The organism is Photobacterium sp. 270122K (genome assembly GCF_059941365.1).
This window is the reverse complement of the sequence record NZ_JBPOEN010000005.1, coordinates 103,211-126,894: the sequence shown is the minus strand read 5'-3', so window position 1 is coordinate 126,894 and position 23,684 is coordinate 103,211. Positions and strand designations below refer to the sequence as shown.

19 protein-coding genes and 1 tRNA gene are annotated in these 23,684 nt (G+C 46.4%); 12 read left to right on the top strand and 8 right to left on the bottom strand.

The annotated features are described in order from the left end of the window. Positions 1–63: 63 nt before the first annotated feature. Positions 64–1,296 carry a molybdopterin molybdotransferase MoeA gene (moeA, locus tag ACSF8W_RS11075; RefSeq protein ID WP_500847394.1) on the bottom strand — a complete coding sequence of 411 codons (1,233 nt, stop codon included), beginning with the start codon at positions 1,294–1,296 and terminating at the stop codon, positions 64–66. 213 nt (positions 1,297–1,509) lie between these two features. On the opposite strand from moeA, the gene folE reads away from it, so the two are divergent. Then, positions 1,510–2,163: a GTP cyclohydrolase I FolE gene (gene folE, locus ACSF8W_RS11070; RefSeq protein WP_500847393.1), complete on the top strand. Its 654-nt coding sequence runs from the start codon at positions 1,510–1,512 to the stop codon at positions 2,161–2,163. Positions 2,164–2,259: 96 nt separating this feature from the next. After that, positions 2,260–3,276, top strand: coding sequence for a LysR family transcriptional regulator (locus ACSF8W_RS11065; protein ID WP_500847392.1), 1,017 nt, complete (start codon positions 2,260–2,262; stop codon positions 3,274–3,276). 168 nt (positions 3,277–3,444) lie between these two features. Here the strand turns inward: ACSF8W_RS11065 and ACSF8W_RS11060 are convergent, their stop codons facing one another. Both ACSF8W_RS11060 and ACSF8W_RS11055 read right to left on the bottom strand, forming a co-directional pair. Beyond that, complete coding sequence (locus tag ACSF8W_RS11060) at positions 3,445–4,317, bottom strand: YjjW family glycine radical enzyme activase (RefSeq protein WP_500847391.1); 873 nt, start codon at positions 4,315–4,317, stop codon at positions 3,445–3,447. After that, positions 4,283–5,815, bottom strand: coding sequence for a YjjI family glycine radical enzyme (locus ACSF8W_RS11055; RefSeq protein WP_500847390.1), 1,533 nt, complete (start codon positions 5,813–5,815; stop codon positions 4,283–4,285). Before ACSF8W_RS11055 ends, ACSF8W_RS11060 begins: the two co-directional genes overlap by 35 nt. Positions 5,816–6,165: 350 nt before the next feature. Here ACSF8W_RS11055 and ACSF8W_RS11050 point away from each other — a divergent pair, with 350 nt between their 5' ends. Continuing rightward, the gene (locus ACSF8W_RS11050; protein ID WP_500847389.1) at positions 6,166–7,920 is read left to right on the top strand and encodes a L,D-transpeptidase family protein; all 1,755 of its coding nucleotides are present in this window, start codon (positions 6,166–6,168) and stop codon (positions 7,918–7,920) included. Between the two features lie 116 nt (positions 7,921–8,036). Here ACSF8W_RS11050 and ACSF8W_RS11045 read toward each other — a convergent pair whose 3' ends face one another. Continuing rightward, positions 8,037–8,981, bottom strand: coding sequence for a TerC family protein (locus tag ACSF8W_RS11045; protein ID WP_500847388.1), 945 nt, complete (start codon positions 8,979–8,981; stop codon positions 8,037–8,039). Positions 8,982–10,999: 2,018 nt separating this feature from the next. On the opposite strand from ACSF8W_RS11045, the gene ACSF8W_RS11040 reads away from it, so the two are divergent. Then, positions 11,000–11,401, top strand: coding sequence for a hypothetical protein (locus ACSF8W_RS11040; RefSeq protein ID WP_500847387.1), 402 nt, complete (start codon positions 11,000–11,002; stop codon positions 11,399–11,401). A 48-nt stretch (positions 11,402–11,449) separates the two neighbouring features. On the opposite strand, the gene ACSF8W_RS11035 is transcribed toward ACSF8W_RS11040, so the two are convergent. Together ACSF8W_RS11035 and ACSF8W_RS11030 are read right to left on the bottom strand one after the other, a co-directional pair. Further along, on the bottom strand, positions 11,450–12,856 hold the full coding sequence (locus ACSF8W_RS11035) for a basic amino acid/polyamine antiporter (protein WP_500847386.1): 1,407 nt from the start codon (positions 12,854–12,856) through the stop codon (positions 11,450–11,452). A gap of 211 nt (positions 12,857–13,067) precedes the next feature. Beyond that, positions 13,068–13,541 (bottom strand): cell division inhibitor SulA, encoded by a 474-nt coding sequence (locus ACSF8W_RS11030; protein ID WP_500847385.1) that lies wholly within the window; start codon positions 13,539–13,541, stop codon positions 13,068–13,070. 760 nt (positions 13,542–14,301) lie between these two features. On the opposite strand from ACSF8W_RS11030, the gene ACSF8W_RS11025 reads away from it, so the two are divergent. The 5 genes from ACSF8W_RS11025 to ACSF8W_RS11005 all read left to right on the top strand — a co-directional run bounded on the left by ACSF8W_RS11025 (position 14,302) and on the right by ACSF8W_RS11005 (position 19,650). Then, complete coding sequence (locus tag ACSF8W_RS11025) at positions 14,302–17,172, top strand: right-handed parallel beta-helix repeat-containing protein (RefSeq protein ID WP_500847384.1); 2,871 nt, start codon at positions 14,302–14,304, stop codon at positions 17,170–17,172. Positions 17,173–17,248: 76 nt separating this feature from the next. Further along, positions 17,249–17,791, top strand: coding sequence for a beta/gamma crystallin-related protein (locus ACSF8W_RS11020; RefSeq protein ID WP_500847383.1), 543 nt, complete (start codon positions 17,249–17,251; stop codon positions 17,789–17,791). A 146-nt stretch (positions 17,792–17,937) separates the two neighbouring features. Continuing rightward, a complete protein-coding gene (locus ACSF8W_RS11015) occupies positions 17,938–18,270 on the top strand; it encodes a hypothetical protein (RefSeq protein ID WP_500847382.1) in 333 nt (110 codons plus the stop codon). A gap of 285 nt (positions 18,271–18,555) precedes the next feature. Next, positions 18,556–18,906 carry a hypothetical protein gene (locus ACSF8W_RS11010; RefSeq protein WP_500847381.1) on the top strand — a complete coding sequence of 117 codons (351 nt, stop codon included), beginning with the start codon at positions 18,556–18,558 and terminating at the stop codon, positions 18,904–18,906. Positions 18,907–19,032: 126 nt separating this feature from the next. Further along, positions 19,033–19,650 (top strand): sugar O-acetyltransferase, encoded by a 618-nt coding sequence (locus ACSF8W_RS11005; RefSeq protein ID WP_500847380.1) that lies wholly within the window; start codon positions 19,033–19,035, stop codon positions 19,648–19,650. Between the two features lie 38 nt (positions 19,651–19,688). Here ACSF8W_RS11005 and ACSF8W_RS11000 read toward each other — a convergent pair whose 3' ends face one another. Together ACSF8W_RS11000 and ACSF8W_RS10995 are read right to left on the bottom strand one after the other, a co-directional pair. Further along, a complete protein-coding gene (locus tag ACSF8W_RS11000) occupies positions 19,689–20,345 on the bottom strand; it encodes a glutathione S-transferase (protein ID WP_500847379.1) in 657 nt (218 codons plus the stop codon). A gap of 129 nt (positions 20,346–20,474) precedes the next feature. Beyond that, a tRNA-Gly gene (locus ACSF8W_RS10995) sits at positions 20,475–20,548 on the bottom strand. Positions 20,549–20,746: 198 nt separating this feature from the next. On the opposite strand from ACSF8W_RS10995, the gene ACSF8W_RS10990 reads away from it, so the two are divergent. The 3 genes from ACSF8W_RS10990 to ACSF8W_RS10980 all read left to right on the top strand — a co-directional run bounded on the left by ACSF8W_RS10990 (position 20,747) and on the right by ACSF8W_RS10980 (position 23,678). Next, positions 20,747–21,004 (top strand): serine protease, encoded by a 258-nt coding sequence (locus tag ACSF8W_RS10990; RefSeq protein ID WP_500847378.1) that lies wholly within the window; start codon positions 20,747–20,749, stop codon positions 21,002–21,004. 291 nt (positions 21,005–21,295) lie between these two features. Further along, complete coding sequence (locus ACSF8W_RS10985) at positions 21,296–22,696, top strand: aminotransferase class V-fold PLP-dependent enzyme (protein ID WP_500847377.1); 1,401 nt, start codon at positions 21,296–21,298, stop codon at positions 22,694–22,696. A gap of 61 nt (positions 22,697–22,757) precedes the next feature. After that, a complete protein-coding gene (locus ACSF8W_RS10980; RefSeq protein ID WP_500847552.1) occupies positions 22,758–23,678 on the top strand; it encodes a transporter substrate-binding domain-containing protein in 921 nt (306 codons plus the stop codon). The last annotated feature ends 6 nt before the right edge of the window (positions 23,679–23,684 follow it).

Genomic DNA, 23,684 nt, shown 5'->3' with positions numbered 1-23,684 from the left:
TGTGTGTTTGCAAAGACGATTATGAGCCTTTGATTAATACAGACGGGTTTAATACAGACGGGCTTAGTACATCGTGTGATTAAACAGTTCCACCATCACGTCTTCACCTGGCATGACACGACCGCGATCTTGTTCAAGCACCACAAAGCAGTTGGCTTGATGCATTGAACTGAATGCGCCTGAACCTTGGTTGCCGGTGGTAGCGACTTCCAATTGGCCTTCTGCGTTGATCTGGTAAACACCACGCTGGTAATCGGCACGTCCAGGGCGTTTTTTAAATACGCTGGTGGCTTTCGCTTTTAGGCGCGTCGGTGGCTGGTAGTGGCTGTGACCAGCCAGTTTTGCCAACATCGGCTGCACCAATTGGTACAGTGTCACCATAGCCGAGACAGGGTTACCCGGTAGTCCGCAGAACCATGTGTTGTTGATGGTACCAAAGGCAAAAGGTTTGCCCGGTTTCATGGCGATTTTCCAGAAACCAATTTGGCCTTGTTCATCCAAAATGTCTTTGGTGTAATCCGCTTCACCGACACTTACGCCGCCTGATGTCACCAATACATCGGCTTGTGTCGCCGTTGTGAAGGCTTCACGCAATTTTTCAGGGCAATCAGGGATAATGCCCAGATCGATCACATCACAACCGAATTTTTCCAGTAGCGCACGGATGCCGTAGCGGTTGCTGTCGTAAATTTGGCCAGCAGCCAACGGTTCACCCACAGGGCGTAGCTCATCACCGGTCGAGAAAAAGGCCACAATAGGGCGGGCGAAGACAGGCAGTGTCGCAATGCCCAGTGACGCTAAGAGTGGCATTTCACGGGCTGTAATACGGTTGCCTTTCGCGACAACGACGTCGCCTTGTGCCACGTCGTCACCAATCGGACGAACGTTATCCCCGTGAGGGGCTTTGGCCGTGAAGCGAATGGTGTTGCCATCGACTTCCGCTTCTTCCTGCATGATCACCGTATCGGTACCGTCCGGCATTTGTGCGCCCGTCATGATACGGATACATTGGCCTGCTTGGCAGGTGCCTTCAAACGGTACGCCCGCGAACGACTTACCGGCCATGTCGAGGGTATCGGTGTGTTCAAGATCGGCACTGCGCAGTGCATAGCCGTCCATCGCGGAATTGGCGAAAGGCGGCACATTAATTGGTGAATGAATATCCTCCGCTAATACCATGCCCATCGCCTCAGAGAGGGCAACGGTCTTTACGGTATCCAGTGGTTTTACTTGGTCCAGAATTTTATTCAGAGCCTTTTCAACCGGCATCAAGCCTGGCGCGTCACAACATCCCATAGTGGTATCCGTCTACATCTTCTTATTATCTATAGCCATTATTATGACAAAAAAAGGGTAGGAGGACTAATACCTGAGTAAATTCGTGGTGTAATTCTTTTCAATTACAGGTATCCTGCGGGCTGAAATATGGCTGGCACGCTTTTTTAAACAGTTAAGTATTTAATAATGCTCAATGTTTGCTCTACAAGCCCAGCGAGTTGGAGGAAGAGAATGACTGCATTTAGCGAATCTGCGCAACTGGTGCGCCAAGCACTGATTGAACGCGGCCTTGAAACGCCGATGACTGATAAAGTCGTTAGCCGCGAAGAGAAAAAAGAGAAAATCGAGTATCACATGCGTGAGATCCTCGAATTGCTTTCCTTGGATCTGTCGGATGATAGCTTGGTAGAAACCCCGCATCGTATCGCGAAGATGTACGTTGACGAAGTGTTCTCTGGCTTAGACTATGCCAATTTCCCGAAAATCACCGTCATTGAAAACAAAATGAATTGTGATGAAATGGTACGGGTAAAAGACATTACCTTGACCAGTACCTGTGAGCACCACTTGGTGACTATCGACGGTAAAGCGACAGTGGCGTATATCCCACGCGGCAAAATCATTGGTCTGTCTAAGATCAACCGTATTGTTCGCTTCTTTGCCCAGCGCCCACAGGTGCAAGAGCGCCTGACGCAACAAATTCTCGTGGCATTGCAGACTTTGTTGGAAAGCGATGATGTGGCCATCACGATTGATGCGACCCATTATTGCGTGAAAGCCCGTGGTGTGATGGACGCAACCAGCGTGACCACCACGACCGCATTGGGTGGGATATTCAAACGTAATCCCGCAACACGTGCAGAATTTCTGCATGGCGTGCGTTAATCTTCATTTGACGCATATTCAGATTTATTTATTATTAAACAAGCCAGTAGAACGTTCTACTGGCTTTTTTTATCGACGATAACCAGTGCAGCGACTATGGATTTAATCAAACTTTCTCGAATCAGTATGAAGCACCTTGTGACGCTTCATGTCATGTTGGACACACTCAGTGTGACAGCCAGTGCGGAGAGACTTTGTTTAAGCCCTTCTTCTGTCAGTAAAACCTTGACCCAGTTGCGTGAAAGCTTGAATGATGAGCTTTTCTACCGCCATGGTAATCAGCTGGTGGCCACCCCGCTTGCACGTCGCTTGGGGCCTACCGTGCACCAAATGATCAATGAAATGAATCAGATGCTGACACAAGAAGCGTTTGATCCCGCGTCTTATCAAGGGCGCTTTTCGTTGGCAATGCGTGAAAGCACGTTTGAGCTACTGGCAGCAACGCTGACGGCCCGCGTGTTGCAGTCGGCGCCCGGAATGCGATTAGAAATTTGGTCCCGAGAAACCATGGGACTCGACAGCCTGTCAAAAGGGCAGTTGGATTTCATTTTATTGCCCCATGATAAAAGCCAGCCACCCAGTGCCAACACCAATTTGGTATGGGAAACCCTGCTGGATGATGAAATGGTGTGTTTGATGAGCCCGAATCACCCGCTGGCAGATCAATCAATGACGGTGGAAGACTATTTGCATTATGGTCACGTCAGTATCATGGACGGTGATTTGAATGTGCCGTTTTTTGAAATGCAGTTGGCGCAACAGCACCATAAACGCCGTATCGCGGTCACTGTGCCGGACTTCGGCAGTGCAGCGGTCATGTGTCATCATAGCGAATTGTTGTTTACCTGCTCTCGTCAGTGGGCCGATGTGGCGTTACAAGCGAAAGGGCTGGTAATTAAACCTCTGCCGTTTAATTACGGGCAGGTGTCTTACAGTTTGGTATGGCATCAGCCGAGCATGAATGATCCGGCGCAACGTTGGTTGTATGAGCAAATCGTGGACGTTGCTCATGCCTCACAGCAGCCTCTAGTACGTCAATGTGCAGAAGGCCATTTAACAGAAGACAATTTAGCTGAAGGCAATTTAGCGGAAGACGGGCACGGTATCGCCTGATAAGACGGGTGGCATTGATGATTCAAAGAAGATGCACGAACACTGAATAGCAGATAAAAAAACGCCTTCCGTAAGGGTACGGAAGGCGAAAACGGTGAAATATTCCGTTAATGTAAAAGCAGCGTTAAGCGAGATTAACGCTGATATTCCGACGTGTAGCCGTGAAAATTAGCCACCTATCGGTTCGCGGTAGGTCACCGTCAGGCCTCGTTGTTCAAGTTGCGTCGCAAAGGCGCTGATGGCCTCATTGCTGCAAACATCCCACGTTAATGCTTCCCCCGTCACACCATGGTGCTGAAACGCATTTAAGCGGATCGTTGTACGCGAAGGAAGAGTATGCAGGTACGTACTGACGGCATCAATTTCGCTGTCGTAGTCCGTGATACCGGGAATGTGTAATAAGCGAATTTCTTCTAACTTATCCTGTGCGGCTAACAGGTTAATCGACTGCATCACACGGTGGTGACTACGTCCGGTTAACCAGCGATGTGTCTCTTCCTGCCACGCTTTCAGATCAATCATGGCACCATCAAGCACGGGTAAGAGTTTTTCCCATCCCGTCATACTCAAGCTGCCATTGCTGTCTACCATGCAAGATAAATGCTTCAGTTCGTCATCCGCTTTTACTGCATTAAACAGCGCAACAATGAAGGGCAGTTGTAAGGTTGCTTCGCCGCCACTCACCGTGATCCCCGAAAGGAAAAAGTGCTGCTTGCGGATCAAACCTACTATCTCATCCAGCGTCATCACCTGTGTTTTGGGATTCGACTGATTAGGACACACCGTCAAACACAGATCACACTGTGTGCAGAGGGTGGCATCCCATTTGACCTTTCCTTCTTCCATGCGCAATGCATTCGCAGGGCACGGTGCAACACAATCACCACAATGGTTACACACACCAATAGTGTGTGGGTTATGGCAATTTATGCACTGATAGTTACATCCCTGCAGAAAGATAACGAGCCTGTTGCCAGGCCCGTCAACGCATGAGAAGTTGAGTATTTTACTGACCGTCGCTGAAACGTGGTGCTTGCTCATGACTCACAACTCGTGGTGCGCGATTCAGGATACCTGTCGTCGCAGCAGCTTCTTCACCCAGACCGGTCGTGTTAGTACGCGAACCTTGCTCTTTGAACTTAGCAATGTCTGATAGCTTGATCATGTAACCTGTTACACGAACCAAGTCGTTAGAGTGTACGTTTGCCGTAAATTCACGGAAACCGATAGCCAGTGCACCTTTACATAGCTGGTACATTGCTTCTGGGTTTGCTTTTACGGTTTCATCGATAGTCAGAATGTCACTGATGCCCGATGTGTAGTACTGGTGGTGCTCTGCCAATGCTTGTACGTGGCTCACTGGGTCTGGTTCTGTGCCGTAAGGAATACGTACGCCCGGTGTGACATCGACATCTAGGCTGATACCGCCTTGAGAGTGCAGTAGAGCACGGCCGTTGTAACCGTATTTCACCGGTGTTGTTGTCACAATCTCGCTCAAGCGACGAGAGATGCTGTGACCCAAGCGGTTAGCGATATCCGCATGACCGTATTGGCCTTCTGCACCGTCTTTCTCCATCAGAGTGTTAACCGCTTCCGCCATGCCGAAAATGCCGAACATTGGGGCAAAACGGTCTTCATCGATCACGCCTTCAGTGACAAGGAAGCTGTTGAAGAAACCAGACTCTTCGTGCAGGAATGCCGCACGAGCTTCAATCAGTTCAAACATCGTCGAACAGTACTGTGGCAGTACGCTGTCGAAGAAGTGTTGGCTTGATTCTGCTTTTTTCGCTACTTCTTTCAGGTTCATACGCACTAGCGTATTTGCACCACCTGCCAATGGCAGTGAGTTGTAGCAGCTTACGATACCAAAGCCGCGCGCATCGTATGCGTTGGCGTGCATTGGGAAGTTAGCAATGTGAGGCTTGCTGCACTCACAGATGTTCTGGTTGGCCACGCGCAGTAGATCGTCAGGCGTAACAGCAGGGTCGTACATGAAGGTCAGGTTTGGCGCAACCTGCTTCAGTTCAGCATCTACACGTAGAATAGTACGGCAGATAATGTTGTCTGTTGGGCCGATGTTCACGTGCATGAAGGCATCCGGTAGGGTGCGGTCAAGCATGATCCAGAACATACGCAGTTTGCGGTATACCGCTTCGTCGTCAAGATCGCCCACATACGGCAACAGCACGTCATCCAACTGACCCAAGTAAACCGGGATGTTCGTCACTGACGGTACGTGATGGTAAATGATCGTAAGGTTGTTTAGTGCCTCATCGAAATCCGCTGCTGGCGCCAGTTCAAGGTACTCAGAACCTTGCTTTAGGAATTTAGCGTAGTCAGGCAGAACATAACGTGGTTTGAAAGGGGCATTACCCTCAAACATGTCACACAACACCGCGTCTTTCATCGCTTGTGTTACAGCATCCGAAACAGAGATATAGTCCAAGCTCGCATCGGCTTCAAGCGCAAGGTAGCTTGATTTTTGCTTAGGAGAAAGGGTTGGATGGGTGATGATTTGTTTAAATTTTTCTTGTGTCATGATGTTATTAACCACGTATTGTCTATGGGTACTAAGATACCCGATCCTCTGTGATTTCTTGAAGTGAAAATAATAACTTTGTAGATTTCCAAAAAAGAAATTCGATGCGCTGATCACATAAAAGTGCAGAGTGGCAGGGGGATGTAACGGGCTTTTTGGAGTGGCTTGGAAAAGTGAATTTATAGTAGTGTCAATATTTTAGGTTATAAAGTTGTCATTATGTCACTATTTTGACTAGAACTAATATTATGCGTTGTGCGTCGAAGAAGCGATAGCCCGCATTGATTATCATGCCCCGTTCAGGGATGAGCCTCATATAGGTCAATGTTCGCAGCTCAGGATAGTTTGTAATGTTTTGCACCCGCTCTAGTTCACGTCAGGTCAACCTCTTCGGGTCTTTAGCCATCACACTGTGTGCTTCTGCTTTCAGTGTGAATGCCCAGCCTACCAATACCGTGAGTGATGCATCTGCTCAACCGGCAGTGCCTGTCACGGCATCAGTGAGTCCCCCCTCTGAACAACGATTAGCGGTGGATTTAGTACGCCCAGAAGCGTTGAAGAGTTATCAGCAACTTTGTTTGAATAATCTTAATGCACTGTGCTTTAGCGAGCCGATAGAGCGTATTTATGCCACGAATGGTTTCATGCCGCTGTGGCAAAATGCCGAATTACGGGAAGCGTTGTACACTCGCTTGAGAACCTTGGATTACGCACAACTCATGCCGGGCATGGCAGAGCGTATTATGGAGTTGGAATACCTCGAAGCGCAGCATGACCAGCGTGGTTTTGATATTCTCGCGACTGACTCGTATTTGGTGTATCAGGTGTTGATGCAACAAATGATGAAAAAGCCCAGCATTCTGTTTCGTCATCAAACCTTGACGCAAGTGAACCATCAGATGTTGGCGGCATTATCGATGGGGCCAGCCAGCACGATGTCGCAGTTTGGCACCAATGAACAAGCATTGATGATGAGCTTGCGGGCGGATGAAGCGGCATTCACCACAACCCAGCGCAGTCTGGTACAGGCTAAACGTTATCAGCAACTGCCTGAGCATGATTATGTGCCCGCAAGAAAGCTATTGGTTAAAGAAGGGAAGCCCATTCCCGATGGCCAAAAAGTGGTTGAGATCCTTTTCCAGCATGGTGATTTACCCGAGGCGGAGTATGACTGGCTAAAGCAGGAAACCGTGGTGACCAACAGTGGCCAAGTGCATACTGCACTGAAGCGTTTTCAGCAGCGTAATGGCTTACAGGTCGACGGGGTGTATGGCCCAGCAACAGCACGACAACTTGCCTTGCCTTATCATGAAGTGGCACGTGTTATCGCCCTGAATCTGCATCGCAATCAGTTTGGGGCAACAGGCGCAGAACGGCCAAGTATTCGTGTCAATATTCCTGATTACCACATGCAGATAACACACAAAGATGAAGTGGTTTTTGAATCAAAAGTGATTGTCGGGCGTACGGCACGCCCCACCAATCTGTTTTCATCGGCGCTGAGTGTCATGGTGGTGAACCCGCGTTGGAACGTACCGGAAACTATCAAGAAAGAAGATGTCATCCCTGGCGTGAAAGCTTCGCCGGATTATCTGCAACGTAAGAACATGACGATTATTCATAGTTGGCGGGATCGCACCGAAATCCCTATGGAGCAGATCGAATGGAGCACGGTTGATCCTGAAACCTTCCCGTATGAATTTATGCAAGGGCCGGGCCCGACGAATGCCTTGGGGAATGTGAAATTCTTGATGCCAAACGACTATTCCATTTACTTGCACGATACCCCCGCGCGCAGTTTATTCGGCCGCACCAAACGTAATCTGAGTTCTGGGTGCGTACGTGTCGAAAAAGCGGCAGAGTTGGCGGATTACATTCTGGATTACCAGCGTCGCACGCAATCTTACAAGCACTTAGTGAAAACGGAAGGGATCGATAACATCGACTTACCAAGAAAGATTGATGTGGACTTTACCTACGTGACGGCATGGGTGGATGAGAATGACGTACTGCAAATGCGTGAAGACATTTACGGCTACGATAGGCCTATTCGTGAACCGGTGGAAGACAAATTCTCGACGTTAAAGAATTATCGCCGATACTGATGTGCATTTGCTGATACAGCAGATTATTGGCGCTCAGCACGTTCAACGGATAAAACAAAGCCCCACTGAAGTGGGGCTTTTTGTTTGCTTATTCACAGGTGATGTCTGGGGCGTGATTACGCTTTGACTTCACGTGTTTTCCACAATGAACCCACGATTGCAATGGTGATGGTCAGAACAATCACACCAAGCGAAATCACGGTTGGGATAGCATACGCTGTTTCCATAAGCAGCATCTTGATACCGATGAAGCTTAGGATAAACGCCAGTGCAGGGCGTAGGTAGCAGAAACGAGTCAGCATGCCTTCCAGTACGAAGTACAGAGAACGTAGACCCAATAGGGCGAATACGTTAGCGGTCATGACCAAGAACGGTTCTTTCGTTACTGCGAAGATCGCAGGGATAGAATCCAGCGCGAACATTACGTCAGTCAGTGCAATGACGGCGATAACGATCAACAGTGGTGTTGCCAACCAACCTTTGCTGTCTTTAACAAAGAAGCTGTTGCCTTTGTAATCATCGGTTACACGGAAACATTTCTTCACTAAGCGTACAGGCAGCGATTCAGAGAAATCTTCTTGCTCTTCTTCATCTTCACTCCACAGTTTGTAACCCGTGTAAAGAAGGAAGGCTGCAAAGATGTATAGGATCCAATGGAACTGAGTAAGCAGCTCAGAACCCACCATAATCATGAATGCACGTAGGATCAACGCACCAACGACACCCAGCATCAATACGCGAGGGCGGATCGATTCAGGTACAGCAAACTGGCCGAAGATCAGGGCGAAGACAAACAAGTTATCAACACTCAATGATTTTTCTAGCAGGTAACCGGTTAGGAAAGCGGTTGCCGCTTCGCTATTTGTATATGCGCTGTCTGGTGCCATTTGTGGCCAGTACATATAAATAACAACGTTGAAGGCAAGGGCAAGTGCAACCCAGAATAGGCTCCAAATGGCCGCTTTTTTGATAGTGACTTGTCCGCCACGCGTTTGGTATAAGTCCAGCGCCAACATCAAGATGGTCAGAACAAAGAACCCTTCATAGCTAAAAAGGCTCATAGTTTTCTCCTTTCACGAACGATCGCGCAAAAGGACAGGAAATAGGAAATAAACCGGACCTTTCGCGCATTAAAAAAGACGTTGTTTCTTAGGTAGGTGACTAGCCAAAGATGAGCAACATCCTGCAATGGTATGCATGATTAATGGCGTTGGTCTCGTCAAGATGGTGCGGTGGTGCGCATGATCCATCCCCGGCTGCCGGAAGCTTTTGGCTTCGAGATGACGACAGGCGAACAGTTGGTGACTACTCCCCAAAGCAGCGGCATTCTAAGAGCAAAACTTAGAGATCGCCAGCATTTTCTTAAACAAATGTCATGCATCTCTTCTTGAGAATGCTGCATGGGCGAAATGTTAGCGTAACGGTGTTTGACTTTTAACCACTGGCGTTAATACTTTGTTGGTGTTGCATAAGGTATTTTTTATTGACTAAAAATTGCCATAGTGAATTTATGTAAACGTATCAATCTGTTGAAGTGGGTAAGCTAACCCTGAATGCATTCATGAAGAGGATGGTTATGGATAGGCAAGTGCTTGTAAGGAATATACGTTATATGGAAAGAGAACTGGGCGAAATGCGAGAGCAATTATCAGCTCTCGATAAGCAACAAGAACAGCGTGAGCCATTAGATCCGCTGGATAATGTTCTTTTTCTAAAGCAAGGATAGTTGTCTGTCCATATAGCTTGTCCCTGTTAAGCAGGTATGATTAAACGCGGTTGCCATTAGGGAATCGCGTTTTTTTATGGGGGGATTGTCGCTATGTTTCCCCTCTGAAATAAAGGGGAGGAGCACCGCTGGATGTAAGGTGGTATTGCTACTCGATTTCCCCTGTAGCGGTCAATCAATAAAAACGTGACCGCGTCACTTTATTTGTAAATGGGATGTATATAATCACCGTTGCTTGTGTGTTTTTTGTTCAAAAAAGCACGTACTGGTTCGAAACTGTAATGGAAAATTTATTCGCATTTTTCGGGAAATATAGCCGTATATTGTTTGGTGATAGCGAAGAACGTGTAAAGTTTACTGTTGTCGTTTATATTTTGTGCTAATAGAATCTTAGCCATATAACCTGCGAGATGTTAACGGTTATTGGCTTTTTGAGTAAAAAATCACTCATAATGACAATTGTCATTATAAGGATTACGGCGAGAATAGTTTGTGATTAAAATAACGGCATGACGAATGGCGAAAAATCACACATGTATTAAAAATAGTAAGGATAATACTATTTCTATATGATGATGACTGGTGCTGGCAAAAATCTGCTTTATTAACATTTAGATTATAATGTTGTGCATCTATAATAAAACAGTGGTTTTTTATTTGACGATGTTAGTGTCATAGCTAATTCAATATCAAGTGAATTTCTCGTGTCTTACTGTATTTCAAACAAAGCTGAAAGTATGTAACCTTTTGTTTTTGTTGTGTTCGTGTGGTTTTTGTACCTTGTGGTGCGTATTGTTATGCCTGTTGTGCGTATATTTCGGTTACAGCCAATGCCTTAATGGCGTGTAATTTTGAACGCTGGTTTTTTGTTACCATGCTGATAAGCCTCCCCAAAATCCATATCAAAATAGTGTCAAATCAAACACAATATAAATCATCATTCGATCTTTTATCAACGGAGAGAGGAGGGAAATATATAATATTGGTATAATTGAACATATCGTCGGTATTTAAATGCACAGTGATTTTTATTTTAGTCGTGATGAGAAAAATGAAAACAGTTGTACGCTGTTTTATTTAAATAATTTTCATATTTCACAACGTATTTATAAAATAGATCGTTATCAGAATGAAGTTGTCTGTGTGTAATAGATTTACTTATTGTTAAGTAATTGTTTTGTTTGTATATAAATTTTGGTTTTCTGGTGGTAAAAAGAAGATCAAGAGCATGTTTTCATAAATTAGACATACATCATACTTCAGTTAGTCGTATAGTATTCTCAGCTTACTCATGTAGCCACACGATGCATCGAGTTATAAACAACAGAAATTATGTTTCTCTTAGGGATGAATATGGAAACATTCGTTGAATTCTCAAATAACAGCAATGTTGTGTTTAACTACACGTCATTTTTGTCAGCATCTTGCAAGCAGCAACTGACGTTGGTTGATGCGCTTAAAGCGTTGATCCCTTCCTTTGAAGTGACGCGCACTTCTGCCATTCATGACAGTGGATTAACGGCGTCTGAAAAACTGCAGGAACAAGCATTAAAAGTGCTTTCAACCAATATTAGCGATACGAATAATTTGATCAGGCTATTGCGTTTGGCGCGAGCGGATCATATTGATGAGTTGATGATCCAGTTACCGTATTCCTTGGATGAAAATCAGCTTTTGGAAATTGAAACCAAAGCAGCTTGCAAGATCATTATGCTAGATGAAGATGGGGAAGTGTTACGTGCACATATGCTTTAAGTTATTAGTAAAAGAGCCGGCAATTTGCTGGCTCTTTTATTAATAGCGTTATAGTCCTCCCTGCCACAGTAAAACGGCTGCACTCGCCGCAATGACGATCAGTACACAGACGCCCACCTTTTCATAGCCTGTAAATGGCGTTACGGCCTGTTGCCGTTTAGCTTGCAGGTAAAAGACCAGCCCTGGCACATACAGTATGGCCGAAAGCAGCAGGTAGAACAGGCCTGAGGCATACAGCAACCAAAGGCCATAAAGGCTTGCCCCACACCCAACAAATAATAACATTCCGCGATCACCGCGTGTCAGTGCCAACTTTAACGTGTATGCACCAACTAGCAGGTAGGGCACAAGGATCATTTCTGACGCGATCACCAGCAGCGTATCGTAGGTGCTGCCAGCGATATAGACCCCAATCAATGAAAGCTGGATACACACATTTGTGAGTAACAGTGAGTTTACGGGCGTGCCAGCGGCATTTTGTTTGGTGAAGTAGTGGGGGAACATCTTGTCGTGCGCGCCCATGTACGGCACCTCGGCGGTTAATACCGTCCAGCTTAAGAAAGCACCACACACTGATACCAGTAAGCCCACCCCGATGAGGACGCTTCCCCACGGACCTACCATCGCGGTCATGACCTGTGCCATTGACGGATTAGGGTAAGTGGCCAATTCCGCAGGTTGAATGACCCCCATCGACAGCAGTGTTACGCAGACATAAATGAACAACGCGATCAGTAACCCTAAGATGGTTGCCCGGCCAATATCACGTCGATGCTTGGCGCGTTTAGAGACGATGACTGCGCCTTCCACCCCGATAAATACCCATACAGTAATAAGCATGGTGCTTTTTATTTGAGTAAGCAGATTATTCTGGTTTTTACCCGTCAAGCCAGTTAAATCTAAAGAGAACGTTGACCAGCGAAAAGCGATGAATGCAAAAACGATAAAGAGTAATAATGGGATAAGCTTGGCGCAGGTGGTGACCAAATTGACCGTTGCTGCAGTTTGAATGCCACGTAGCACGAGTGCGTGCACCAGCCATAACAGCACTGAGGAACCAATCAATGACGCCAGCGTATTACCGGAACCAAATATGACGCGATCCGGAGAGTCAAACAACATGCCTAACGTGCCAAATACGATCACTAAATATGAGACGTTCGCCAGCATCGCACTGAACCAATAACCCCAGGCAGAGAAAAAACCGACCATCTGACCAAAACCGGCTTGGGCGTAACCAAATACACCGCTCTCAATCTCGGGTTTAACGTGCGCTAAATGTTGAAAAGACAGTGCCAGCAAGATCATTCCAACGCCAGTGATCGTCCAGCCAATGACCACAGCCAGTGGACTGGCCACTGCCGCCATATTTTGAGGCAGGCTAAATACCCCAGCGCCAATCATTGAACCAATAACCAGTGCAGTTAAGGTGCCTAGCCCGAGCTTTTTCTCCATCGCGTGATCCTATTGATAGGAGGAGGGATCCTATAAAGGTATACCAATTCGGGCAAAGCGGGAGGTTCAAGATGGGACAAGACAACGAGATAACAGGGATAAAAAGTAGAAGGCTATCATTATCGCCATGCTACTCACGAAGAGTGAAATAGCATGACAAAAGGAGGGGGGTGACAGAAGGATAAAGGAGGATCAATCAGCCTTGTATTGTTCAGTGAAAGTTCACTTGGCCTTTGCTGTTTGGGTTAAGTACGAAAGCAAAGCTACCACTGCGTTCTGCGGCATGGCGCAGTGTTTGTGCTGAAAAATCAGCGATATCGCCTAAGGCAACCACGGCACTGCAGTTACCGCAAGCTAAGGCCTTTTCCATTAATGCGGCATCAGTCTGGCCTTTCTTTTGGGTAAGTAGCAGCACTTTATTGATGTCGACGCCGGCATTTTTCAGTAAACGTTTATCGATAAGTGCTTCTTGTCCAATGAACATGATCCAGCGGTTTTGCTGGCTTGCTTGCTTAAGAATACGCAGAAAATAGGCCAGCTGCGTTTGCATTTGAGTGTTAAAGCACACTTCAATCGGACATTTCACAGTATGTGGAGTGATGGCAGCTTCAGCCGGTAAGGAAAAGGTCGCCTTATAAGCTTGTGATACAGAAATTGACTCAATGTTGTCGAAAAAAGCCGTCATAGTCCATCATCCCCAAATGTAGTGTTTATATATACATACTGTATGTGCGTACAGTAGTTATTATTGGGCGCTGATGCAAGCATTTTTAACAATACAATTGATAATAAAGCGGTGGTACTGGCAACTCGAACCTGTGTCGGCTGTTTAAGTTATTGTTATTAATGGTGATTTACCATGTCATCAAAATGATTTAATTATTCTCTTTTTTGATTAGATTGCGAGTCGGTTCAATATTCAGGGGAGATGTACAGGTGTTTCATCCAGTATATACAGTACTGTATACAGTGTTATGTACAGGGGTTTTGCTGGGATAGGGCATGTTGAGTAACAGAGATTGCCATTCAATATGCGCTGATGAACAGATATCAAAATACTGATTAATCTATCAAGGTCTCACGCTAATACGAGATGCGTACATGCGGTTTTGTGAATCAACTTCAAACTCGAGTGTTCAACCTTAGGGATGGGGTAAACAGCTAATACGGGTAAGAACGATAGCGATATACTGCCATTGCTTAAATTATCAGCAATGGATGAGTGACAACCATCCTCTGTCGTGAAGATCGGCAGAAGCAATATAAACGAAAGGAAAAGGTGAAAACGCAGTGAGAGGTTGAGCCAAAAAAAGGAAGCGCGAGGAGATACTACAAAGTGGTGAGGGTAAAATTCGGCGTCTTTTGTTTGGCATAGTGAGCTGATCGCGTTCTTTTGTTATTACCACTTTTCCAGACATGACGTGAATATGATGAGAAAAGATTTTATGAAAACACAACCCACCCTTATTGCCTTAGCGTTATCCTTATGGAGTGCTGGTGCATTGGCTAGCACGGTACCGATCAGTTGGGTTCCGGGTCAAACAAGCGTAGAAAATGGCGATGTTGTCATCTATAAGAATGCTTGCTATACCGCACAAAATAATCCGGGAAAGTGGGAGACGCCTTCAGCGTCATCGACATGGTTTTGGTCTGCGACAACCTGTGATGAGGCCCCTGGCCCAACACCGGATCCTGACCCAGATCCCGACCCGGATCCAGAGGCCGGCGATGTGATCCCATGGGTAGCGGGTAAAACACAGGTGAAAAATGGCGATATTGTTGGCTTAAACAACCAGTGTTTTGTTGCAAAGAATAATCCTGGCCCATGGGAAACACCTAAAGCGCATTCGTGGTTCTGGGCGGAAGTAAGTTGCCCAACTGGTCCTGTTGATCCTGTGATTTGTCCTGATGGTTCAACCGCACCATCGTTGGATGAGTGCCCGAATGAGCCAGTGGTTTGTGAAGACGGTTCTACCGCCCCATCGTTAGAAGAATGTCCGAATGAGCCAGTGATTTGTGAAGATGGTTCTACCGCACCCTCACTGGAAGAATGTCCAGTGCCACCTGTGACGTGCCCTGATGGGTCCACTGCGCCATCATTAGACGCTTGTGCAAGCGAAGTGAGTTATTTTGTCAGCCCAGACGGAAAAGACAGCAACAACGGTACACAAGCAGCGCCCTTTGCGTCATTGAAGAAAGCCTTGAGTCTGGCGAAAGCAGGGGATGTGATTGAACTGGGTGAAGGGCGCTATCGTACTGCACAGGTGATAGACAAGGCCAACGGCAGTGCCGACGCGCCGATTGTTATTCAAGGGAACAACGCGACTTTTGATGGCACCGTTGTCATTGATACGCCATGGACTGTCCATCACGGTAATATCTACAAAACGACAGTACGCAGCCCAGTGTGGCAGTTGTTCATTGACGATGAAATGGTGATGTCTGCACGTTGGCCGAATGCCCAACTGCATGACGGTTCATTATGGAACATGAAAAAGACGTGGCGTCATCAAGCGCCAGAAAGTCGTTTCGGAACCATGGTTGATGAGCGGCCTTATGAAAATATCGTGGTGAGCAACAGCGGTAATCAGTATGAACCGCTGCCCGAAGGGATAAATGTCCAGTCGTTGGCGGATTCAGGCATCGACGCCACAGGAGCCATTGCTATCATGAATATCGGCTCGTGGCTCAACTGGGCACAAGTCGTGGAATCGCACACACCAGGCTCCGATACGTTTACTTATAGTAAAGACTTTTCGGGTTCTGGTACGGCAATGAAAAATGCGGCAGATAACATGCTGGGCAAAGGGAATTTCTGGGAAACCAAGAATACCAAGTATGAAGAAGGCCATTACTACCTTGAAGGTAAATTGGAACTGCTCGACAGTGAAAATGAATGGTTCTTTGATAAGCAAACCCGGACCGTGTATTTGTGGGCACCAGAAGGGAAAGATCCAAATTACCTTACCGTACGAGGTAAAACGCAAACCTATGGCTTAACCGTGCGCAATGCCAGCCATGTATTGATCAAAGATCTCGATTTTTTCGGCACGGCTTTTACTGTCATTAGTTCACAAGGGATCACCTTTGAAGATATTGATGCCCAGTATTATGCCTATTCACAACGTATGCTGGGGGATCTGACTCGTCCGCAAACGATCAAGTTCATTAATAATAGCAAAACACTGAAAACGACTGATAACACAATTAAAGACAGTTATCTGGCGTACACGGATGGCCCTGCCTTTGAAATGATCAAAGAGGTTGGGGATACGGTTGATAACAACCTAATCCATGATATTGATTATTCCAACCTTGGCACGGGGGGTGAAGGTTCATTGAACATGGCCTCACAAAGTCGTGATATCAGTTTCACCAATAATACGTTCCATACCGCGGGTAATTCTGAAGGGGTACGTGTTGGGTCAGCGTCGAAAGTGATTGGTAATCATGTGTTTAACACCAGTTTACTGCAACACGATGGCGCAGCAATTAATGTGGGCGTCGAGCAACAGGCGGGCACTGAAATTGCGTATAACTGGGTACATGATACACCGAAAGCCGGTATCCGATTTGATGGTGTGGAAGGCGCGTCGAAAGTTGGTCGTGAAGGTGTCGTACATCATAACGTCGTATGGAACACCAATTTTTCTATCATTAAAGGTGATCACCAAGCCACGTTTAATAACCTGATGTTTGATAGTGAAGTCACGGATCTGGTTATCTTCAATAAAGAAGATGCGGGTGGCCTGAATGTTAACTCAGAAACCTTGAACAACCTTGTTGGCAGTTTGCAAGGTCGCAAATCGGGCACGCCTGAACAGTTAACTGTCCCTGGTGCGGTGGTCAGTAACATGACCCGCAAAGAAGGGGATATCCTCGGTCAGTTACGTGGGGCACATTGGGGGGATTTCAGACCGAAAGCTGACGCCAGCATTATTGATGCCGGCACGACGGATAGTCGCTTGAGCACGATCACCTATTTAGGCAGTGCGCCGGATATCGGCGCTTACGAAGATAGCGACGTAGCACCTTGGATCCCCGGTCATCATGGTGATAAAGCGATGAATCCCGTTCCGTTTAATGATGCCACAAAGGTGGAATTGACGTTGGATCTGATGTTTAAACAGAGCCCTGAATGGGGATATCGTGTTTACTTTGGATCGTCACCATCCACATTGCAGGCGGTGAACGAGACGAACGGTACTTATACCGTGTCAGAACTGCAGCCGAATACATCCTACTTCTGGCGAGTGGATGGGGTGCGAGACGGCCAAGTCACCACGGGTGATGTCTGGCATTTTGTAACCCGTTAAAAGAGAAAGCAGGCGGTCGCTCTCTATCACAAGAGAGGGTTGCCTGCTTTTCATCATGAGAAAATGAGGGTGTGTCATGAACAAATGGATACTGTTAATCGCGATCTTGAGTATGACGGTGGTAGCGCAAGCGAACACAAAACACTATCCCAGCAAGCCGTATCCATCATCTCAGGGTAAGGTGTATGTGTGCACCTTGCAGCCCTTCCAGGAGGTGTTTGCCGATGTTGGGATCAGTGAAGATATGGCGCGTTATAAAGTGAAGCGTCGATGCGAGCAATCACAGGGTGAAGACAGCATTTTTTGTCGTTCGCGTGAAGCGAAATGCATCACCAGCACCTTGCTGTTCGATGACGAACCCAATGAACCGAATCACGTCGTGATTTATAGCGGCCCTCATCAGCGGGGTAAAGCGGTGGTGATCACCCATGATGAACCCGATTTAGCGGATTTCCATTTTAATGACGCGATGTCGTCGTATTTCATTCCCGCCCATTGGACGGTGCGTTTTTACGAAGGTAAACAGTACACTGGCGCGTTTTATACCCGCAATGGCGGAAAAGGCAATGCGGCAGCGTTTGATAATACCGTCAGCTCTATTCGGGTATTGAGTCGGTAGTTGCTGTCTCTTTGCAATGTATGCAGTGGGCTTTCGAGCAAGCTTACACTTCGACGATCACAGGATTGCGTATAACAACGGCGTTATAGATACTGACACGCTACAGCGACAGTATTGAATCCATAAAACGATCGGGGTCATCCATCATGAAGCGTTCTTTGGCGTTAGCCGTCATTATCTTTTTGTCGGGTTGTTCAAGTACACAAGAACCCGAAAAAAAAGAATACGAGTGGATAGCCCCATCAGGAAACGTCGCCAGTGAGCGATCGCTGAAAATCATTAAAAACACATGTCAGTATGATGCCAAGCGGGCGGAGTCAAAACAACTCGTGACCCGCGCAGTGAAAGCCTACCAAGACGATCCCGATAACAATGCGGCAGCTGTTGCCAAGATGATCGAGCAAGCCAAAGACATCATCAGAGAAAATACCCTCTGCATGCGTAAATACGGACTGATTCAGCGAGAAAAGGCCGCTTGATTATGGGATCTGTTTTGATCACTGATGATCGTGGTGTGAGGTGTTGTTATCTGGCGTCAATAGGGATGATCGTCCATTGAGCGTAAGGTTGTTTGTTTATTTACGTAAATGACATAAACGCCCAAGCTTACAAATGTTAGGGGGCTCAGTTACATGGCTTGCATCAATGTGCGCGACTTGATCGCAGAATGAAGATGGGAAAAAAAGTGCCTATTATTCATCTGATTATTATGTTTTATCATCGAAATATTATTCATTTAGACGATGTTTAGTGGTGTATTTTTGATGCTAAATGTAATTGATATGAAGTGGGGGGTACTGATTGCCGGTGTGTTGGTTTTCTCCGTTATTTCGATTAAGGTTGCCGCGCGTATTCTCGATATTGCCATTCCGAGCGTGATAAAAAGTCTCTTTGCCGTGACAGTGTCACTTGGGGTGTCTGCGGTATCTGCGTATTATATTGGTGATTTTTTCTTAGCCTCTTTTGCCGCGATATTGATCAGCGGTGTGATTTTTACGCTTGTGTTCAGTGTGAACACCATCGTGGGCTTTATGCTTGCGTTTACCAATGTGATTGTGCAGATAGGCTTGATTGTGATTGGCGCAACACTGGGCTTTGCGATTAGCGCCTTGTAAACGCCATCGCTGTATTGTTGCGCACATTTTCTTATAGTGACTGCACGTTTTTCGTGTGAAGCTATACTTATATCTCATTGATTGTAATACGATTCCAAGCACCTTTTGCGTGTGAGATTATTATCAATGAGCCAGCATCTATCTGATTACTCCCTTCATGTTCCTATTACTCCTGCATTGTTTGCTGAACAAGCCGCAGTGAAAGAGATTCTGTACGATTTTAATCAACTTCGCCCGTCGGATTATCCCGGACAAGCCAAATTATTAACCGCATTATTGGGCAGCCACAATGGCGCGCACATTATTCCGCCGTTTTACTGTGATATGGGGAGAAACATCCATTTCAAGTTGGGTGGGTTCTTAAATGCCGGTGTGAAAATTTTAGATCTCGCCCCTGTGACAATCGGCGAACGCGTGCTTATTGGTCCCAATGTGGTGATCAGTACGGCTGGGCATCCTGTGACCTTGGCTGAACGTGTGCTACCGATTGCCGCCGCAAACCCCATTGTGATTGGCGACAATGTCTGGATTGGTGCTGGTGCAGTCATACTTGATGGGGTCACTATTGGTGATCGTGCCATTATTGGGGCGGGCAGTGTCGTCACGAAAGACATTCCGGCCGATACCATTGCGGTGGGGAGTCCTTGTAAAGTGGTACGCACCATTGAACAGTCAGCGTTACCCTCTGACGAAGAATTGGACGAAATGTGGCGGCCAATCATGGAGATGATGCAGCCGGAATAATCCGATATGTGGATGGAAAACGGGCGGCATCTTGCCTGTTAAGAGGGGAATGGCCTGTCTGGCTGACCCTCTTGCCAAACAGGGAAAACCTTCATCGCCTCACCATAAGCTGGATGTTGATACAGGTCGCTGAGCCAGCGTTGCAGGTTTTTCCATGCCATCGCCCGATACCACGGCTTATCAACCCGTGAGAATTGGCGAATAAACGGCAAAAGCGCAAAATCAGTCAACGTGGGATGGTTTCCCATTAAATAGGATGATGCTTGTAAACGTTGTTCAAGTTGCTCAATAAACGGGAGGCATGCTGCACGGTCTGTGTGTTCAGACGCCGTGTGATAGCGAGCGGAATGTTTAAAAGCTTCTAGGCGGGGAATAAACTGGGTATCGAAGTCGTCAATAAGCTGTTGCATGGCGGGTAAGGCGTCTGGATGCTTGTCCTGCAACACATCATGCGGATCGTTCCGGCGTAATGCCCAAAGCATGATATCGAGACTTTCTTCCATTATCTCGCCGGTGGGTAACTGTAAAATCGGTACTGTGCCTAGTGTCGAAATACCCATCATGGCTGCGGGCTTATTTTTTAATTTGACTTCACGTAGTGTGACAGACTGTTGAGCAAGCAATAAACCGATGCGCGCCCTGACACAATAGGGACAACGACGTAAAGAATAGAGTAAAGGGCGTGTAGTTGGCATAACAATCCTTTTATTCGCGCAATAGAGACGATAAAACGAAAGTAAAGCAAATAGCGAGAGATGTAAATTATCTAAAGATAAGAGAGAAAAAAGAGAGCGTTGGAAAAAGAAAAGTAGCGGGGAAATGATTGGAGCGGATAACGGGAATCGAACCCGTGTCATTAGCTTGGGAAGCTAAGGTAATACCATTATACGATATCCGCATTTGTTTTCTTTTTTATTCAGCATGCCTACTGGACGAAATAGATAATAATAGCGATGCTTGTATAACAGCAATCGCAAGACGGCAAAATTGATACATTTGTCACACTTTTACGCGAGATGGTCGACTAAGTGTTGAATAAATAAGCAATTATTTGTTGTTTGCACATGATGATAATGGTGTATCAGAGAGGTAACACATGAAACCAGTAAATAAAAATCACGCAGTACGTTCAGTAATGATGCTGATGGGGGGCATCTTGTTGTTTGGTTGCAGTGAAGCCCCACAAAAGGATGTGAAAGTGGGGGCCGATACGGATGCGCATGGTTGTAAAGGGTCTGCAGGCTATCAATGGTGCGCACAAACTAATCAATGTGAGCGTCCTTGGGAATTGGCAAAGAAAGAAAATTTTGAAAATACTGAGGCCGCTTTCAGTGAGTTTTGCCGCGAGAAGTAGTGCCTGAACAATTATCTTCGTGTACTTTTCCGTGATACGGGAAATAGGTGAGTAAAAGTCCATGACGTAAAGTGATGGGCTTTTTTTGTGCGCGAAACAAAAGAATTGGAAAAGGGTGACGGAGAGTGTTTTATAAAATATTGATTAAATGATAAACATATCATTATCGGTATCGATAATTTTAGCCAGTAAATGAATCTTACCATTTTACATTTAGTTACATTTTGTGTTTTATTGTCGGCCGATATTGGGTGTTTCTCACAATATGAAAAAGAACAAGGAGAGTCATAAATGAGTCATCATGATTCAGAGATTAAAAATGTAAACCGTCGTCGCTTTTTACAAGGTACGGCAAGTGTTGCTGCCGTGGGTATGGGGAGCAGCCTATTTAGCCATACGGCACTAGCTGATGAGAGTGAGAGTTGGCAATCATTACAGCACGATAAGCACAGCAAACGTTTCTGGCGTGATGTGCAACATCAATTCGTGTTGGATAAAAGAACGACCTACATGAATGTGGGTACCACAGGTTCAATGCCTAAGCATGTATTGAAAGCGTACAACAAGAATAACCAACGTATTGCAAAAGATCCGTGGGATCTCGGCGGACGCTTTGGTGAATGGCCTCATATGACGGAGATGATCAATGATATTGCGGCGGGCTTTGGTGCCGAGCCGTATGAATTGACATTAAGCCGCAATACCACCGATGGCTTATGTTCGATTATCAATGGTCTGAACTTCCAGCCAGGGGATGTGATTCTGACTACCCATCACGAACACATTGCCGCCACGTCGCCGTTGCAGGTCGTTAAAGAACGTTTTGGTGTTGAGGTTGTTGAAGTACAACTGCCTGTTTACACCGGTTCCGAGTCAGTGACAGCCGACGATTATGTTGACGCTTTCCGTGATGCCCTGAATGCACACAGCAATGTGCGCCTGCTTACGTTCTCGCATATTACCTATAAAACCGGTACGACCTTGCCTGCAAAACGTCTGTGTGAGTTAGCAAAAGCCTATGCCGTGCCAACGCTGGTGGACGGTGCGCATACTGTTGGCATGCTCGCAGTGGATTTGCATGACATGGATTGCGACTTTTTTGCCGGTTCTGGCCATAAATGGCAGTGTGGGGCAGGGGCGACGGGGATCCTGTATGTTCGTGATAACGCGCAGCGTTTAGCGGACTATTGGAGCGATCGTGACACCCCACTTTGGTTTATTAATTCTTCTTTGGCAACGTCAAGCGATTCCGGCACCCAATTACCGTTGCAATATGTGGGTAATGACAACTATCCAGCGAAGCAAGCATTGGTAGACAGTTGTAAAATGTGGGATGATATTGGTCGGAAACGCATTGAAAATCGCGTGTTAGCGTTAAAACGCTTGTGCCAGTCGCGCTTAAGAAAAGCCATGCCAGATGCCTATTTCTTCTCTCCGGAAGAAGACGAATTGGCCAGTGCGATCACCACGTTTAACCCGTTTGCGTTGGATGATGGTGAGCGATTGACAGAGTATCGGGATCGTCTGCGTGAAGACTACGGCTACATTATTCGTACCACAGACTTCAAATTGTACAAAGACGATACCAACAAAGCGTACGCGCTGAGAATTTCGACGCATCTCTTCCATGATGAAGACGATGTGAAAGGCTTGGTGCGCGCAATGCACGCATTATATAAACAAATGAAGTAAGCGTAAGCGACGCCAGTGGGGCTGGCGTCGCGAAAAAATGGGCAATGGCTGAATAATGAAGATGTTTATAAAAAACGTAAAACACGGCCTGACGTTGTCATTGATCATGCTGGGTGCCCTCAGCAGTGGATTGAGTCATGCTCGTGATTTAGCGCAAATTAAAGAAGAGGGCGTACTGCGTCATATTGGTGTGCCGTACGCGAATTTCATTAACTATATCAACAAAGAAAATTTGCACACCTTGAGTGGTTTAGATGTTGATATTGTCAAAGGGTTTGCCGAGCAAATCGGCGTAGAGTATCAGTACGTGCCCGCAGAGTGGAGCAACGTTATTGGCAAGTTAACCGGCCAAGAGGCGAATTTCTCCGACAATAAAATCGTGCTGGGGCGTGAAGTGGCGCAAGAAGGTGACATTATTGCCAATGGCGTCACTGTGCTGGACTGGCGTAAGGAGATGGTTGCGTTCTCGGATGATTATTTCCCATCTGCCGTCTGGTTGGTTGCGCGCGGTGACTCCGATCTTCAGCCGATCACCCCAAGTGGTTCCCAAGCCTATGATATTGGCATGGTCAAAACGCTCATGAAAGGGCGAGATGTATTGGCGATGGAGCATTCATGTCTGGATCCTAACTTGTATAACCTCTATGCCACGCAGGCGAATATCATTATTCCGGCGCATGCGCGAAAATTAAGTGAGATGGTTCCCGCCATCTTGAACAACGATGCAGAAACGACCTTACTCGATGTCGCTGATACCTTAATTGCCCTTGAGAAGTGGCCGGGCGAAATCAAAGTGATTGGCCCCGTGTCCGACGATCAATACATGGCCGCCGCTTTTCGCAATGATTCCCCTGAATTACGTCATGCCTTTAACGATTACCTTAAAAAAATAAAAAATAACGGCACCTTTAATCGCTTGGTGGAGAAATATTACCCATCAGTATTTTATTTCTATGGCGACTATTTTAATGGAAATAGATAAGTTTTG

Coding starts and splice junctions, on each gene's coding strand:
- moeA (WP_500847394.1), bottom strand. CDS start 1,296: ATGGGATGTTGTGACGCGCCAGGCTTGATGCCGGTTGAAAAGGCTCTG.
- folE (WP_500847393.1), top strand. CDS start 1,510: ATGACTGCATTTAGCGAATCTGCGCAACTGGTGCGCCAAGCACTGATT.
- ACSF8W_RS11065 (WP_500847392.1), top strand. CDS start 2,260: ATGGATTTAATCAAACTTTCTCGAATCAGTATGAAGCACCTTGTGACG.
- ACSF8W_RS11060 (WP_500847391.1), bottom strand. CDS start 4,317: ATGAGCAAGCACCACGTTTCAGCGACGGTCAGTAAAATACTCAACTTC.
- ACSF8W_RS11055 (WP_500847390.1), bottom strand. CDS start 5,815: ATGACACAAGAAAAATTTAAACAAATCATCACCCATCCAACCCTTTCT.
- ACSF8W_RS11050 (WP_500847389.1), top strand. CDS start 6,166: ATGTTTTGCACCCGCTCTAGTTCACGTCAGGTCAACCTCTTCGGGTCT.
- ACSF8W_RS11045 (WP_500847388.1), bottom strand. CDS start 8,981: ATGAGCCTTTTTAGCTATGAAGGGTTCTTTGTTCTGACCATCTTGATG.
- ACSF8W_RS11040 (WP_500847387.1), top strand. CDS start 11,000: ATGGAAACATTCGTTGAATTCTCAAATAACAGCAATGTTGTGTTTAAC.
- ACSF8W_RS11035 (WP_500847386.1), bottom strand. CDS start 12,856: ATGGAGAAAAAGCTCGGGCTAGGCACCTTAACTGCACTGGTTATTGGT.
- ACSF8W_RS11030 (WP_500847385.1), bottom strand. CDS start 13,541: ATGACGGCTTTTTTCGACAACATTGAGTCAATTTCTGTATCACAAGCT.
- ACSF8W_RS11025 (WP_500847384.1), top strand. CDS start 14,302: ATGAAAACACAACCCACCCTTATTGCCTTAGCGTTATCCTTATGGAGT.
- ACSF8W_RS11020 (WP_500847383.1), top strand. CDS start 17,249: ATGAACAAATGGATACTGTTAATCGCGATCTTGAGTATGACGGTGGTA.
- ACSF8W_RS11015 (WP_500847382.1), top strand. CDS start 17,938: ATGAAGCGTTCTTTGGCGTTAGCCGTCATTATCTTTTTGTCGGGTTGT.
- ACSF8W_RS11010 (WP_500847381.1), top strand. CDS start 18,556: ATGCTAAATGTAATTGATATGAAGTGGGGGGTACTGATTGCCGGTGTG.
- ACSF8W_RS11005 (WP_500847380.1), top strand. CDS start 19,033: ATGAGCCAGCATCTATCTGATTACTCCCTTCATGTTCCTATTACTCCT.
- ACSF8W_RS11000 (WP_500847379.1), bottom strand. CDS start 20,345: ATGCCAACTACACGCCCTTTACTCTATTCTTTACGTCGTTGTCCCTAT.
- ACSF8W_RS10990 (WP_500847378.1), top strand. CDS start 20,747: ATGAAACCAGTAAATAAAAATCACGCAGTACGTTCAGTAATGATGCTG.
- ACSF8W_RS10985 (WP_500847377.1), top strand. CDS start 21,296: ATGAGTCATCATGATTCAGAGATTAAAAATGTAAACCGTCGTCGCTTT.
- ACSF8W_RS10980 (WP_500847552.1), top strand. CDS start 22,758: ATGTTTATAAAAAACGTAAAACACGGCCTGACGTTGTCATTGATCATG.